Source organism: Curvibacter microcysteis (assembly GCF_028649455.1).
GTDB lineage: Bacteria > Pseudomonadota > Gammaproteobacteria > Burkholderiales > Burkholderiaceae_C > Curvibacter > Curvibacter microcysteis.
Map to the genome: position 1 here is coordinate 61,711 of NZ_JAQSIO010000006.1, position 13,696 is coordinate 75,406.

General features: G+C 67.1%; 11 protein-coding genes. 6 read left to right on the top strand and 5 right to left on the bottom strand.

The window, feature by feature from the left end; all coding sequences use genetic code 11:
- The first annotated feature begins 131 nt into the window (after positions 1-131).
- Complete coding sequence (locus tag PSQ39_RS15690; protein WP_273927774.1) at positions 132-695, top strand: adenine phosphoribosyltransferase; 564 nt, start codon at positions 132-134, stop codon at positions 693-695.
- A 55-nt stretch (positions 696-750) separates the two neighbouring features.
- Here the strand turns inward: PSQ39_RS15690 and PSQ39_RS15695 are convergent, their stop codons facing one another.
- Genes PSQ39_RS15695 through speD form a run of 5 tightly spaced genes read right to left on the bottom strand, consistent with a single transcriptional unit; the run spans position 751 to position 7,284 of the window.
- Complete coding sequence (locus PSQ39_RS15695; RefSeq protein ID WP_273927775.1) at positions 751-1,326, bottom strand: MOSC domain-containing protein; 576 nt, start codon at positions 1,324-1,326, stop codon at positions 751-753.
- Between the two features lie 14 nt (positions 1,327-1,340).
- The gene (locus PSQ39_RS15700) at positions 1,341-4,631 is read right to left on the bottom strand and encodes a bifunctional diguanylate cyclase/phosphodiesterase (protein ID WP_273927776.1); all 3,291 of its coding nucleotides are present in this window, start codon (positions 4,629-4,631) and stop codon (positions 1,341-1,343) included.
- Complete coding sequence (locus PSQ39_RS15705) at positions 4,631-6,037, bottom strand: aminopeptidase P N-terminal domain-containing protein (RefSeq protein ID WP_273927777.1); 1,407 nt, start codon at positions 6,035-6,037, stop codon at positions 4,631-4,633. The genes PSQ39_RS15700 and PSQ39_RS15705 overlap by 1 nt, the downstream gene beginning before the upstream one ends.
- A 45-nt stretch (positions 6,038-6,082) precedes the next feature.
- The gene (locus tag PSQ39_RS15710; protein ID WP_273927778.1) at positions 6,083-6,856 is read right to left on the bottom strand and encodes a nucleotidyltransferase family protein; all 774 of its coding nucleotides are present in this window, start codon (positions 6,854-6,856) and stop codon (positions 6,083-6,085) included.
- The gene (gene speD, locus PSQ39_RS15715) at positions 6,853-7,284 is read right to left on the bottom strand and encodes an adenosylmethionine decarboxylase (protein WP_273927779.1); all 432 of its coding nucleotides are present in this window, start codon (positions 7,282-7,284) and stop codon (positions 6,853-6,855) included. The genes PSQ39_RS15710 and speD overlap by 4 nt, the downstream gene beginning before the upstream one ends.
- Positions 7,285-7,431: 147 nt before the next feature.
- On the opposite strand from speD, the gene tkt reads away from it, so the two are divergent.
- From tkt to PSQ39_RS15740, 5 genes are all read left to right on the top strand, one after another.
- A complete protein-coding gene (gene tkt / locus PSQ39_RS15720) occupies positions 7,432-9,483 on the top strand; it encodes a transketolase (RefSeq protein WP_273927780.1) in 2,052 nt (683 codons plus the stop codon).
- 36 nt (positions 9,484-9,519) lie between these two features.
- On the top strand, positions 9,520-10,518 hold the full coding sequence (gap, locus tag PSQ39_RS15725) for a type I glyceraldehyde-3-phosphate dehydrogenase (protein WP_273927781.1): 999 nt from the start codon (positions 9,520-9,522) through the stop codon (positions 10,516-10,518).
- A gap of 209 nt (positions 10,519-10,727) precedes the next feature.
- Positions 10,728-11,876, top strand: coding sequence for a branched-chain amino acid ABC transporter substrate-binding protein (locus PSQ39_RS15730; RefSeq protein ID WP_273927782.1), 1,149 nt, complete (start codon positions 10,728-10,730; stop codon positions 11,874-11,876).
- Between the two features lie 12 nt (positions 11,877-11,888).
- Positions 11,889-12,329, top strand: a complete 441-nt coding sequence (locus PSQ39_RS15735; RefSeq protein ID WP_273927783.1) for a hypothetical protein — start codon at positions 11,889-11,891, stop codon at positions 12,327-12,329.
- 171 nt (positions 12,330-12,500) lie between these two features.
- The gene (locus PSQ39_RS15740; RefSeq protein WP_273927784.1) at positions 12,501-13,670 is read left to right on the top strand and encodes a GGDEF domain-containing protein; all 1,170 of its coding nucleotides are present in this window, start codon (positions 12,501-12,503) and stop codon (positions 13,668-13,670) included.
- Positions 13,671-13,696: the final 26 nt, after the last annotated feature.

The following is a 13,696-nucleotide window of genomic DNA, read 5'->3' on the forward strand; positions in this document are numbered from 1 at the left end:
TTGTTGCTTGGGCGTATCTAACGGAGCAGGATGTCCTTGTGATGAGGCTGGTTTTGTGGCGTGCGACGCTGGCTTGGCAAAATCGGGGATGACCGCCCGGGAGCGGCTCTTTTTTTGGATTTTGAAACCCCATGAGCGCTGATACGCCTTTTTCCGTCAACCAATACCTCAAAGACCACATCCGAACCGTGCCGGACTGGCCCGCGGCGGGCGTGCAGTTCCGCGACATCACCCCCTTGCTGCAAGACCCGAAGGTGTTTCGCGTGCTGATCGACGCGTTCGTGCACCGCTACATGGACAAGAAGTTGCGCCCCGATGTGGTGGCCGGTCTGGATGCGCGCGGCTTCATTCTGGGCGCGGTCGTGGCCTATGAGCTGAACGTGGGTTTTGTGCCGATCCGCAAAAAAGGCAAGCTGCCCTTCACCACGGTGGAAGAAACCTACGAGCTGGAGTACGGCAGCGCCACCGTGGAGCTGCACACCGACGCCGTCAAGCCCGGCGACCGGGTGTTGCTGATCGACGACCTGATCGCCACTGGCGGCACCATGATGGCGGGCCGGCGCTTGCTGGAGAAGCTGGGCGCGGTGGTCACCGAGGGGGCGGCCATTGTGGATTTGCCCGAGCTGGGCGGCTCCGATCGCTTGCGCGAGAGCGGCTTGCCCTTGTTCACCCTGGTGGACTTCGCCGGGCACTGAGCGTCGAACGCGCTTTGGCCGAACAGGCACCAGGCCAGCGCTGGATGCGGCCCCTTCAGTCGCGGTGCCGCGCGGCCTTGCTCAGCAGGGCCTGCGGGATGCTCAGCGAGCGCTGACCCGGGCGCAGCTCAAAAGACTCGCCAGCGCGCAGCGTGCCGGGCTGTTGCACGGCCAGGTAAAAGCCGCTGCGCTGGCTTTGCAGCATGCGCTTGGCGGCCTGGGCAAAGCCCATCACGGCGTTGAACTTGCCGCAGGGCTCGCGGGCGGCGGTGACGCGCAGCACGCAGTGCTCAAACACCAGGCAGTCACCGACCCACACCTGCTGCTCCAGCAGGCCACTCAGGCTGAGGTTCTCGCCCGCAAAGCCCGGCGGCAGGGTTTCGTCGAACAGGCTCACGCCCTGCTCGCGGCGCTGGGCCTGCCAGTAGGCGTAGTGCTCGGTGGGCCAGGCGTAGATGGCTTTTTCCAGCCCGCCATGCACGCTGGGGTCGGCTTGTTCGTCCCCGGCCAGGCCCAGCGGGCCCACCGCCACCGCCCCACTGACGGGCTGCTTGCCAATCGCGCTCATGACGCGCCGCCCCGCGATCTGCAAGGGCCGGACTTGGCCGATGTTGAGCGACAGGACTTGCATCAAGGCCTCCAGGTTCAGACTTCGGCGTGGGTGGGCAGCTCGGCTGCCGGGCCCGGGCGCCCATACAGGTAGCCTTGGTAGGCGTCGCAGCCATAGCTGGCCAGGCAGTCGCGCTGGGCGGCGGTTTCCACGCCTTCGGCGATCACCGACAGGCCCAGGTTCTTGCCCAGGGCCACGATGGTTCGGGCGATGGTGGCGTCGTTGCTGTCCACCAGCAGGTCGCGCACAAAAGACTGGTCGATCTTGAGCTGGTCCAGCGGCAGGCGCTTGAGGTAGCTGAGGCTGGAATAGCCCGTGCCAAAGTCGTCCAGCGAGAAGCCCACGCCGTGCGCCTGCAAGGCCGTCATCTTGGTGATGATGTCTTCCACGTCGTGCAGCAGCAGGCTTTCGGTCAGTTCCAGTTTGAGTCGGCTGGCGGGCGCTCCGGTGGTGGCCAGCGTGTTCAGCACCTGCTCGACAAAGTCGGGCTGGCGGTACTGGCGCGCGCTGACGTTGATGGCCAGGGTCAGGTGGGTGCGCTCCGGGGTTCGTGCCCAGTCGGCGAGTTGGCGACAGCCCTCGGTCAGCACCCACAGGCCCAGCGGCAGGATCAGCCCGGTCTCTTCGGCCAGGGGGATGAAGTCGGCCGGTGACACCAGGCCTTGTTGCGGGTGGCGCCAGCGCACCAGGGCTTCGGCGCCCACCACCTGGCCGGCGGCACTGACCTGGGCCTGGTAGTACAGCAGCAGCTGGCCGTCGCGGATGGCCACGCGCAAATCGGCCTCCATGGCCGCGCGCTGCGCCACCAGGGCCTGCATGGCCGGGTCAAAAAAGCGCAGCGTGTTGCGCCCAGCGGCCTTGGCCTGGTACATCGCCAAGTCGGCACGCTGCAGCATCTCGTCGAGGTGGGATTGGCGGTCGAACAAGGTGATGCCCATGCTGGGCGAGCAGTGGTACTCGTTGCCGTTGAGGTCGTAGGCCTGGTTCAGCGCCTCACGCAGGGTTTCGCCCACGCTCTCGGCCTGGCGCGCGGCCTCGCCGTTGTTCAGGTCCAGGCCTTCGAGCATGACCACAAATTCATCGCCGCCCAGGCGTGACACGGTGTCGGTTTCACGCACCCCGGCTTTGAGGCGCTGCGCCACCTGCTTGAGCAACAGGTCACCCTTGTCGTGGCCCAAGGTGTCGTTGAGGGTCTTGAAGTTGTCCAGGTCGATGAAGATCAAGGCGCCATTGCGCTGGCGCCGCTGGCTGGAGGCCAGGGCCTGGCGCAGCCGGTCCAGCAGCAGGCGGCGGTTGGGCAGGCCGGTCAGGGGGTCGAAGAAGGCCAGGTGGCGAATCTCGTTTTCAGCCGCCTTGCGCTGGGTGATGTCGGTCAGGGTGCTGACGTAGTGGGTCACGTCGCCGTCTTGGCTCTTCACGGCGGTGATGGTCAGCCATTCGGGGAAGATTTCGCCATTCTTGCGGCGGTTCCAGATCTCACCGCGCCATTGGCCGCGCGACATCACCGCTTGCCACATGTTGGCGTAGAAGGCGTCGTCGTGGCGGCCTGACTTGAGCAGCTTGGGGGTCTGGCCCACGGCGTCTTGCGAGCTGTAGCCGGTGATCTCGCAGAAAGCCTGGTTGACCTTCAGGATCACGCCCTGGCTGTCCGCCACCATCATGCCTTCCTGGGTTTCGAAGGCCGTGGCCGCGATGCGCAGCTCGGCGTCCATGTGGCGGCGCTCGGTGATGTCTTCCAGGATGCCCAGGTACTGCACGGCCTGACCTTGGTCGTCGAAGATGGGCGAGAGCTGCACGCTTTGCCACAGCACCCGGCCGTCTTTGCAGCGTGTGGGCACTTCGCCCTGCCAATTTTGGCCGGCGTCCAGGGCCTGCCACAGGGCCTTGTAACGCCCTTGCGGGCGCTGGCTCAGGCGCAGGAAGTCAGGGCTCTGGCCCAGCACCTCGGCGGCGCTGTAGCCGCTCAGGCGCTCGAACTCGGGGTTCACGTAGCTGATGCGGCGCGAGGTGTCGGTGATCAGGATGGACACCGGGCTTTGGTCCATGGCGCGAGTCAGGGTGCGCAACTCGGCGGCCTGCTGGCGCAGCACCGCAATGTGGCGCGCGTTTTGGTGGTGGTAGGCGTTGAACAGGCGGCGTGACCAGCGCGAGAACAGCAGCGAGCCCCCCAGCGCCACCAGCAGCGCGGCCAGCACGGCCAGGGCCTGGGTCATGAGGCGCTGGCTGCTGCCTTGCTCGTAGAGCAGGCGCTCTTGGTTCAGCGCTTCTTGCAGCTCGTCGTCGAACACGGTCGCGGCCACGACCCAGCCCCAGGGCTGGATGGTCTTGACCAAGGCGGTTTTCGGGGCCAGTTGCCCGGTTTTGGGGTCCGGCCACTCGTAACGGACGAAGCCGCCCCCGTTGTGGCTGCTCTGGTGCATTTTCTCCAGCGCCCGCCCCTCGGCTGGGGGCAGCACCGAGTAGTGCTTGCCTTCCAGCGAAGCATTGCCCGGCGACAGCAGAGAGCGGCCCTGGCTGTCGATCAGGCCGAAGTAGCCGCTGCTGCCAAAGCGCAGCGAGCGCAGGTGGTCCAGCGCTTCTTTCTGCTGCTGTTCTTCCCATTTGTAGGTGTAGTCGCCCGCGCCGATCAGCCAGCCGTAGGGCGCAAAGTGGCGCACATAGGCCAGCTTGTCAGCCATCTGCTTGGGTTGGTCCGGCAGGTACCAGCGGTAGCGCGAAAAGCCCTGACCGCGCGGCTGTTGGGCGGCCTCGATCAGGCCTTGCATGATGCGGTGGCCCGTGTCGTCGCGGTTGTCGGGCAGCAGCTTGCCCTCCAGTTGCGGCGCGGTGGGCAGCAGCACAAAGCGGCCTTCGAGGTCGTCAATGAAGTAGTAACCCCGGCCGTCAAAAAAACGCACCTGGCGCAAGGCCTCGATGATCAGGCGCTTGACTTCGGCCGCTGGGCGGCGCGGGGACTCGTGCTGGTAAATCGACTCGACCACCTGCATGGCCCCGTCGACCTGGCTGGTCAGGCTTTGGCGCAGCACCTGATCGGTACGGGAGCGTACAAAAGTCAGGTAGCTGAGGGCGGATTCCATTTCGGCGCTCAGGCGGGCGTGCTGTTGGCGCTCGATCACCGCCTCCATGCGCCGCAAGGAGGCACTTTGCTCCGACAGGTTCTGCCAGGAGAAAAAGCCAGTCAGCGCCAGCGTCAGGCCGAGCACGATCAGCAGCGTGCCGATCAAGTGCAATCGGGGCACGCTTTGTTCATTGGCCAGCAGGCGGCGCGGGCGCGGCTGTGTCTCGGCAGGGACCAGCGGGGCGGGGGTGTCAGCAGGCAAGGGCATCAGCGCATCAAGGCTTCGATCTCATCCGGGTGGACGGGCACGTCACGGGTGATCAGCTCGCAGCCCTGTTCGGTGACGATGGCGTCGTCCTCGATGCGGATGCCGATGTGGTGGAAGGCCTCGGGCACCCCCGGGGCGGGCCGCACATACAGGCCGGGCTCCAGCGTCAGCACCATGCCCGGGCGCAGGATGCGGCTGGGGCGGTTGGTGATGGTCTCGCCCGACAAGGGGTCCAGGCGCAAGCTGGTCTGGCCCACTTCAGTTGGTTCCACATAGCTGCCGCAGTCGTGCACATCCATGCCCAGCCAGTGGCTGGTGCGGTGCATGTAGAAGGGGAAGTAGCTGCGGTTGGCGATCACGTCCTCGACCGTGCCCACGGTGTTGCGGTCCAGCAGGCCCAGGTCCAGCAGGCCCTGCGAGAGCACGGCCACCGTGGCTTCGTGCGGGTCGTTGAAGCGGGCACCCGCGCGGGTGGCGGCCACCGAGGCGTCCTGTGAGGCCAGCACCAGTTCGTACAGCGCGCGCTGCGGCCCGCTGAAGCGGCCGTTGGCGGGGAAGGTTCGGGTGATGTCGCTGGCGTAGCCGTCGAGTTCGCAGCCGGCGTCGATCAGCACCAGCTCGCCGTCGCGCACCGGGGCGGCGTCGGCGCGGTAGTGCAGCACGCAGGCGTTCGCGCCCGCCGCCACGATGGAGCTGTAGGCCGGGTACTGCGAGCCGCCCAGGCGGAACTCATGCAGCAGCTCGGCGTCGAGGTGGTACTCACGCACGTCTTCGCCAGCGCGCAGCTTGCGTGCGCTCAGTTGCATGGCGCGCACATGGGCCCGGGCGCTGATGCGTGCGGCGCGGCGCATGGTGTCTTGCTCGTGCACGTCTTTGACCAGGCGCATCTCGTCGAGCACGTCGCACAGGTCACGCTGCACCGCCGGGCACAGGGCGCCAAAGCGGACCCGGGCGCGCACCTGGCTGAGCCAGCCGTCCACACGCGTTTCCAGGCCCTTGTGGGTGGCAAAGGGGTAGTGCACCACGTCGCGGTTTTCCAGCAGGCGCGGCAGCCGGGTGTCGAGCTCGGCCACCGACCAGGCCGCGTCCACCCCCAGCGCCTCGGGCGCGGCATCGGGGCCCAGGCGGTAGCCGTCCCAGATCTCGCGCTCCAGGTCCTTGGGTTGGCACCACAGGGTGCTGTGGCCGTCGCCCGTGATGACCAGCCAGGCGTTGGGCTCGGTGAAGCCGGTCAGGTAGTAGAAGTAGCTGTCGTGGCGGTACAGAAAGTCGCTGTCGCGGTTGCGCTGGCGCTCCGGCGCCGTGGGGATGATGGCAATGCCACGCGTGCCAATGGCGCGCGCCACGCGGTCGCGGCGTTCGGCATAGACCGAGGCGGGGAGGCTCAGGGGGGCGGTGGAAGTCATGGGCGGCCTGGTGAAGGTAGACGTCGGTAGAGGGGGCTGGGGGCCTTAGGTTCCGCTGGCGGGCACGCGGTTGAGTTCGGCCAGGCGTTCGGGCGTGCCGACATCGGTCCAGCGCCCGTGGTACAGGCTGGCACTTACCCGGCCTTGGTCCATGGCCTGGCGCAGCAGCGGGGCCAGGGCGGCCACGGCGCCGCGGGGGTTGCCAGGGGACAGATCGGTCCAGGGCGCGCCCAGCAACTCGGCGCGGAACAGGCCGATGGTGCTGTAGGTGTAGCGTGGGCCGGAGGCTTCGGGCGGCAGGTTCAGGGCCAGCCCGGCCTCGCTCAGGCCAAAGTCGCCGCGGGGGTTGTGCGCTGGGTTGGGCACCAGCCACAGGTGGGCCAGCGCCGGGCTGGCCACAAAGCGGGCCACGGCGGCGGGGTCGAAGACAAAGTCCGGCGCGAACACATCACCCGCGGCCAGCCAGAACACCGGGCCCAGCAGCGGCAGGGCGCGCGCCATGCCGCCTGCGGTTTCCAGGGCGCGGCCAAAGTCGGCGGCCTCGTCGGAATAGCGCAGCGCGATGTGGCCTTGTGGGTGGTCAAAGCCGGCGCCGAAATGGCTTTGGATTTGCTCGCCCAGCCAGGCCGTGTTGATGACCACGCGGGCACAGCCGGCCTGGCCCAGCGCCTGCAGGTGCCACGCCAGCAGCGGCTGGTCGTGCACGCGCAACAAGGGCTTGGGGGTGTGGTCGGTCAGCGGGCGCATGCGCTCGCCCCGGCCGGCGGCCAGCAGCAAGGCGGGAATGGGCAGGGTCGGCGTTGGCGTCAGGTCACTCATGCGGGCACCGGGCTGAAAACGAGAGGCGCCAGCGCAGGGGCTGGCGCGGCATGCAGCGACTGGCCGCGCTGCCATTCCTGCAGCTGTTGCCGCTCGGGCTGGAACAGGGCCAGCAAGGCTTGCTGCAAGGCGCGGGCGCGTTCGCTGTGGTCGGCGCTGAAGTTGCACACATAGACGTCCAGCGTCACCGCGGCGCGCTCAGGCCAGGTGTGCACGCACAGGTGCGACTCGGCCAGCAGCACCGTGGCGGTCACGCCGCCAGGGCCTTGGGCGCTGGCCGGGAAGGTGTGGAACAGCTGGCCCACGCTGTGCAGGCCGCAGTTCGCCACGGCCGCCAGGCAGGCCTGGCCCAGCGCGTTCGCGTCCAGCAACCACTGCGGGTCGCAGCGGCAGCGGTGCAAATCGGCGGTGAGGTGCAGGCCATCCATGAAGGGCTCCACTTTAGTGCATGTCAAGGGGCTCGATCGCCATCCGAGGGGGGTAAAAACAGGCTTGTGCACCGCTGTGGCGGGAGGGGTCGGCCGCGCCGGTAAAATAGGGGTTTCCCCAGACCCTCCAACCCGGAGCTGCTTCCGATGGCCAACACCCAACAACACCAAGACATGGCAAACGCAATTCGCGCGTTGGCCATGGACGCCGTTCAACTTGCCAACTCGGGTCACCCGGGTGCGCCCATGGGCATGGCCGACATGGCCGTGGCCCTGTGGTCCCAGCACCTCAAGCACAGCCCGAGCAACCCGAACTGGCTGGACCGCGACCGCTTTGTGCTGTCCAACGGCCACGGCTCCATGCTCATTTACGCGCTGCTGCACCTCACCGGCTACGACCTGCCGATGGACGAGCTGAAGAACTTCCGCAAGCTGCACAGCAAGACCGCTGGCCACCCCGAAGTGGGCATCACCCCCGGCGTGGAGACGACCACCGGCCCGCTGGGCCAAGGCATCACCAATGCCGTCGGCTTTGCACTGGCTGAAAAGCTGCTGGCCAAAGAGTTCAACCGCGACGGCCATGCCGTGGTCGACCACCACACCTACGCCTTCCTGGGCGATGGTTGCTTGATGGAAGGCATCAGCCACGAAGCTGCTGCCCTGGCCGGTGCCTGGAAGCTCAACAAGCTGATCGCCCTGTACGACGACAACGGCATCTCCATCGACGGCCAAGTGGCCCCCTGGTTCATCGACAACACGGCCCAACGCTTCCAAGCCTATGGCTGGAACGTCATCGGCCCGGTGGACGGCCACGACGTGGACGCTGTGTCGCAAGCCATTGCCCAAGCCAAGGCCAGCGCCAGCGCGCCCAGCCTGATCATCTGCAAGACCGCCATCGGCAAGGGTTCGCCCAACCGCGCCAACACCGCCAAGGCGCACGGCGAGCCGCTGGGTGCCGAAGAAATCGGCCTGACCCGCGCCGCCCTGGGCTGGAACCACGCCCCGTTCGAGATCCCTGCCGACGTGTACGCCGGCTGGGACGCCAAGACCAAGGGCCAGGCCGCCGAAGGCGAATGGGACGCCCGCTTTGCCGCCTACCAGGCCGCCCACCCCGAGCTGGCCGCCGAGCTGCTGCGCCGCATGGCCGGCGAGCTGCCGAAGAACTTCGCCCAAGTGGCGGTGGACGCCGCCATCGCCGCCCACACCAAGGCCGAAACCGTGGCCAGCCGCAAGGCCAGCCAACTGGCGCTGGAAGCCTTCACGGCCGCCCTGCCCGAATTGCTGGGTGGCTCCGCCGACCTGACCGGCTCCAACCTGACCAACACCAAGAGCACGCCCAACCTGCGCTTTGACGCGGCGGGCGACGTGGTGCAGACCGCCGACGCCGAAGGCCGCCTGATCGGTGGCCGCCACATCAACTACGGTGTGCGCGAATTCGGCATGGCCGCCATCATGAACGGCGTCGCCCTGCACGGTGGTTTCATCCCCTACGGTGGCACCTTCCTGACCTTCAGCGACTACAGCCGCAACGCCATCCGCATGGCCGCGCTGATGAAGCAGCGCGTCATCCATGTGTTCACCCACGACTCCATCGGCCTGGGTGAAGACGGTCCGACCCACCAGTCGATCGAGCACGCCGCCAGCCTGCGCCTGATCCCGAACCTGGACGTGTGGCGTCCCGCCGACACGGCTGAAACCACCATCGCCTGGGCCGTGGCCCTGGAGAACAAGAACCGCCCGACCGCCCTGTTGCTGTCGCGTCAGAACCTGCCCTACTCGCCCAAGAAAGACCTGGGCGAGATCAGCCGCGGTGCCTACATCCTGAGCGAGCCGGCCGACATCGGCTTCAAGAAGAAGGCCCAGGCCGTCATCATCGCCACCGGCTCCGAAGTGCAACTGGCCCTGGCCGCGCAAAAGCTGCTGGCCGAGAAGAAGGTCTTTGTGCGCGTGGTCTCGGTGCCCAGCACCACCACCTTCGACCGCCAGACCGTGGCCTACAAGAAGTCCGTGCTGCCGGCCGGCCTGCCCCGCGTGGCGGTCGAAATGGGCAGCACCGATGGCTGGTGGAAGTACGGCGTGTCCGCTGTGGTGGGCATCGACACCTATGGTGAGTCGGCGCCTGCGCCGGTGCTGTTCAAGCACTTCGGCTTCACCCCCGAGAACGTGGCTGACACGGTGCGCGCCGTGCTGGCCAAGTAAGCATTGCATTTCATTCAACTTCAGAAAGAGACTGTCATGGCTATCAAGGTTGGTATCAACGGCTTCGGCCGCATTGGCCGCATGGTGTTCCGCGCCGCGGTGCAGAACTTCTCCGACATCGAGATCGTGGGCATCAACGACCTGCTCGAACCCGACTACCTGGCGTACATGCTGAAGTACGACAGCGTGCACGGCCGCTTCAAGGGTGACATCGCCATCGAAGGCAACACCCTGGTGGTCAACGGCAAGAAGATCCGCCTGACGGCCGAGCGCGACCCCGCGAACCTGAAGTGGGACGAAGTCGGCGCCGACGTGGTGATCGAATCCACCGGCCTGTTCCTGACCAAGGAAACCGCCGAGAAGCACCTGGCCGCTGGCGCCAAGAAGGTCATCCTGTCGGCCCCGTCCAAGGACGACACCCCGATGTTCGTCTACGGCGTCAACGACAAGACCTACGCCGGCCAAGCCATCATCTCCAACGCTTCGTGCACCACCAACTGCCTGGCCCCCGTGGCCAAGGTGCTGAACGACAAGTGGGGCATCAAGCGCGGCCTGATGACCACGGTGCACGCGGCCACCGCCACGCAAAAGACCGTGGACGGCCCGTCCAACAAAGACTGGCGCGGCGGCCGTGGCATCCTGGAAAACATCATCCCGTCGAGCACGGGCGCGGCCAAGGCCGTGGGCGTGGTGATTCCTGAGCTCAACAAGAAGCTGACCGGCATGTCCTTCCGCGTGCCCACCTCCGACGTGTCGGTGGTGGACTTGACCGTGGAACTCAACAGCGCCGCCAGCTACGCTGAGATCTGCGCCGAAATGAAGGCCCAGTCCCAAGGCGCTCTGAAGGGCGTGCTGGGTTACACCGAAGACAAGGTGGTGGCCACCGACTTCCGTGGCGAGTCCTGCACCTCGGTGTTCGACGCTGAAGCCGGCATTGCGCTGGACAGCACCTTCGTCAAGGTCGTGAGCTGGTACGACAACGAATGGGGCTACTCGAACAAGTGCCTCGAAATGGTGCGCGTCGTCTCCAAGTAAGCCTTCACAGGCCCCCGCAAAACGCGCCTTTGGGCGCGTTTTGTTTTGGACCTGCGCACGCGCGAAGCGCCCTGTCCGGCCTGGTGTCACCCAGCCGGGAGCCTGTTGAGGCTCGCGCTTCCCGCTGGCCAGGTCCTGTCCCCGTGCCGGTGCTGGCTGCCCCGGTGCGCTGGTTTTGTCTTGTTGCAGCCGTTCAAGGGATTTCCAACATGCTGTCTTCCTCTGCTTCTCTGCGCCGCGCACTGGGCGTCGCTGCCTGTGCCCTGGGCACCGTGACCCTGGCCTCGGCCCAGGATGTGCAAACCGTCAAGATCGGCCATGCCGGCCCCACCTCGGGTGGCATCGCCCACATCGGCAAAGACACTGAAAACGGTGTGCGCCTGGCGCTGGAAGAAGCCAACACGCAAAACCTGGTGATTGGCGGCAAGAAGATCCGCTTCGAGCTGGCCGCCGAAGACGACGCCGGCGACCCACGCCAGGCCACGGCGGTGGCGCAGAAAATGTGCGATGCCCGTGTCGCCGGCGTGGTGGGCCACTTGCAGTCGGGCACCTCGATCCCGGCCTCGGGCCTGTACGCCAAGTGCGAGCTGCCCAACATCACCGCCTCGGCCTCCAACCCCGACCTGACCAAGCCCGGCTACAAGACCACCTTCCGCCTGATCGCCAACGACAACGCCCTGGGCGCGGCGCTGGCCTACTACGCCGCCGATGCGCTCAAGGTCAAGCGCGTGGCCATCATTGACGACCGCACGGCCTACGGCCAGGGCGTGGCCGCCGTGTTCAAGGCCACGGCGCTGCAAAAGGGCTTGACCGTGGTGGGCGAAGAGTTCACCAATGACAAGGCCACCGACTTCACCGCCATCCTGACCGCGCTCAAGGCCAAGAAGCCTGACGCGGTGTTCTATGGCGGCCTGGACGCCCAGGCTGGCCCCATGCTGCGCCAGCTGGAGCAGCTTGGCATGGCCGATGTGAAGCTGTTTGGCGGTGACGCGCTGTGCACCGAAAAGCTGGCCGAGCTGTCGTCCAAGGCGGCCCCCTTGGCTGGCGTGACCTGCGCCACCGGGGGTGCCTCGCTGGCCAAGATGCCGGGCGGCGCCGACTGGAAGAAGAAGTACGACGCCCGCTTCCCCGGTCAGTTCCAGATTTACAGCCCCTACGCCTATGACGCCGCGCGCGTGCTGATCGAGGCCATGAAGAGCGCCAATTCCACCGACCCCCAGGTCTACCTGGGCGCGCTGGCCAAGACCAACTTCAAGGGGGTGACTGGCGCCATTGCCTTCACCGCCAAGGGCGAGCTGACCCAACCCGCCGTGACCCTGTACGGCTTCCGCGACGGTGTGCGCACCCCGCTGAACTGAGCGCGTCTGCGAGTGAGCTTCCTCCCCGAAGCCGACCCGGCCTTGCACTGGGTCTGGCAAGGCGCCGACTCCGAGCTGGCCGAGCTGGCGCCGCGCAGCCTGGGTCCGCTGGGCCCGCAGCGGGCGCTGCGCTGGGCCGCTGCGGCGGTGGCCGCTCGCGCCCCGGGTGCGCCGGCCTTCATGCCGCCGCTGCGTGGCCATGTGCGTGATTGGCGCCTGTGGCTGGACGATGGTGCCGGCCTGGCCCTGCCCCCGGCCCAGGGCGCGCTGCAGGAGGCGACCCTGCACTGCGACGGCCAGCGCTGGCCCGCGTTGGCCCTGCCCAGTGAACTGCAGGGCGAGCTGAGCCTGTGCCTGCGCTGGCGCCAGGGCGGCGAGTGGCATTGGCAGGGCCGTTGGCTGCGTGCCGAGGGCTTGGCGGGCCTGCCTTTTTTTGCCAGCCTGGCTTGCTGAGTGCGCTCCCGCGGCGGCGCCTCTCGCGGGGCCTGGGGGCTGGCGTGCCGGTTCAGGCTTGATCAAGATCAACGCTGAACGCGGCCCCAGAGGGACAATTTAGACATGCCTTCGGGTGGGCCCGGCACCTGTCAGGGGCCGCAGACCTGGAGGTCTGAAAGTGTGGCTTCCATGTTGTCTCTCTTGGACCGTCAAACCCTGGCGGTCGTCGTGGCCTGTGTCTCCCTGGTCACTTGGGTGGTGATGCTCACCATTTGGTTCATCAACCGAGAGATTAAGGGTCTGCGTTGGTGGATGGGGGCCTCGCTCACGTCGGTGTTGGGCTTCTTGACCCTGCCCCTGGCGCAACTCTTTGGCGGGTCCTTCAGCACGGCTTTGGTGCTCAACCACGCGGCCAGCCTGATCAGCCTGAGCCTCATGTTGCAAGGCAGCCTGGCCTTCTGCGGCTGTGCCTGGGCCCGGTCAGGTGCCAAGCTGTTGCCTAGCCTGTGGGTGCTGGCGGTGGTGCTGGCCTGGGGCAACCGCGACCACGCGATTCGCCGCTACCTCATGCACGACGCGGCGGCGGTGGCTTTGTTGTTGGGCACGGCTTTCACCTTGAGCTGGCGCAGCCGTCCCCAGGCGCGGGCGGCGCAGCGCCTGGCCGCTGCTTTCGCGGGCTTGATGGCCCTGGCCTTGGCCAGCCGCTGGGGGCTGGCCTGGCAAGCCCAAGACGACCTGGCGATACAGAACCACCCCATTCAGGGCGTGCTGCACCTGGTCATCGTGATCTTCACCATGGGCTGGACCTACAGCGTCAGCTTGGCCTGCTACCAGCTGGCCCAGGCCCAGGTGTTGAACCTGGCGCGCGAGGATGCGCTCACGGGCTTGCCCAACCGCCGTTATTTTGACGAGATGCTGGACCGCGAGGTCTGGCGCGCCGAGCGCAGCGGCACCCCGTTTGCGCTGGTCATGGCCGACATCAACGGCTTCAAACAGGTCAACGACCAGCTGGGCCATGCGGCCGGTGACGCCTTGCTGATCGAGGTCGGACGTCGCTTGCAGGCCTTTGCCCGGGGCGGTGACTTTGTGGCCCGCCTGGGGGGCGATGAGTTCATCGTGCTCTTGCATGACGTGGCCTCGGTGGGCCTGGCCGAGCAGGCGGTGGCCCGCTTGCGTGCGGCCCTGGATGGACCCATGCCTTGGGCGGGGCGTGCCGTGCCGATTGAGTTGAGCCTGGGTTCGGCCCGTTGGCCCGAGGACGGGCAACAACCGGGCCAGTTGGTGCAGCAGGCGGACCAGCGCATGTACGCCGAGAAGGCGCAACTCAAGGCCCAGCGCGGGCTGCGCCCGGCGGCTTGAAGGATTTGGCGGGAGGCGCTTGGGGG

Excerpts from the sequence above, each read along its gene's own strand:
- PSQ39_RS15690 (WP_273927774.1), top strand. The coding sequence starts at position 132 with ATGAGCGCTGATACGCCTTTTTCCGTCAACCAATACCTCAAAGACCAC.
- PSQ39_RS15695 (WP_273927775.1), bottom strand. The coding sequence starts at position 1,326 with ATGCAAGTCCTGTCGCTCAACATCGGCCAAGTCCGGCCCTTGCAGATC.
- PSQ39_RS15700 (WP_273927776.1), bottom strand. The coding sequence starts at position 4,631 with ATGCCCTTGCCTGCTGACACCCCCGCCCCGCTGGTCCCTGCCGAGACA.
- PSQ39_RS15705 (WP_273927777.1), bottom strand. The coding sequence starts at position 6,037 with ATGACTTCCACCGCCCCCCTGAGCCTCCCCGCCTCGGTCTATGCCGAA.
- PSQ39_RS15710 (WP_273927778.1), bottom strand. The coding sequence starts at position 6,856 with ATGAGTGACCTGACGCCAACGCCGACCCTGCCCATTCCCGCCTTGCTG.
- speD (WP_273927779.1), bottom strand. The coding sequence starts at position 7,284 with ATGGATGGCCTGCACCTCACCGCCGATTTGCACCGCTGCCGCTGCGAC.
- tkt (WP_273927780.1), top strand. The coding sequence starts at position 7,432 with ATGGCCAACACCCAACAACACCAAGACATGGCAAACGCAATTCGCGCG.
- gap (WP_273927781.1), top strand. The coding sequence starts at position 9,520 with ATGGCTATCAAGGTTGGTATCAACGGCTTCGGCCGCATTGGCCGCATG.
- PSQ39_RS15730 (WP_273927782.1), top strand. The coding sequence starts at position 10,728 with ATGCTGTCTTCCTCTGCTTCTCTGCGCCGCGCACTGGGCGTCGCTGCC.
- PSQ39_RS15740 (WP_273927784.1), top strand. The coding sequence starts at position 12,501 with ATGTTGTCTCTCTTGGACCGTCAAACCCTGGCGGTCGTCGTGGCCTGT.